The 430-nt window shown below is 51.9% G+C and carries 1 protein-coding gene; it reads right to left on the reverse strand.

All coding sequences use genetic code 11. The features are described from left to right. Positions 1-238: glutathione S-transferase N-terminal domain-containing protein (locus tag QCB45_RS11515; protein ID WP_279421193.1), on the reverse strand; the 238-nt coding region annotated here is incomplete at its 3' end. Between the last annotated feature and the right edge of the window lie 192 nt (positions 239-430).

The raw sequence follows: 430 nt of genomic DNA on the forward strand, positions 1-430 counted from the left end.
CAATGATCGCCAGCGATTGGGACAACACCAACTCGGCGCGCTCGTCGGTGTCATCCGTCACCACCAAAGCCGGCACCAACTCCTGCGGGTTAAGCGCCTTGAAAGCAGCCTGATGCTGCTCGCCGCCATTGCGCACCAGATGAACCGAGAGCTGCTCGGCGCAAAGCCCCTTGAGGTTGAGTGCAATTCGCACCCGATAAGCGGCGCTGGAGCGCCAGTAACCATATAATTTCAACATAAGTTGTTCTCCCAAAGCTCGCTAACCTTAGATTGCGACTCCGTCCTGGTGATGTTTTATCCAAAGCCTTAACGCTGACACATTCGAAGGCAATACCAAGCCGGTATAAAAACCAACGGGGCTTCATCTTTATTGAGAGCCCCGTTTTGTTATCGAGTTATTTTACTCGGCTTTATACTCAACAACCTGTTG

Origin of the sequence: Thiomicrorhabdus sp. ZW0627 (assembly GCF_029767005.1) — a bacterium.
Classification (GTDB): domain Bacteria; phylum Pseudomonadota; class Gammaproteobacteria; order Thiomicrospirales; family Thiomicrospiraceae; genus Thiomicrorhabdus.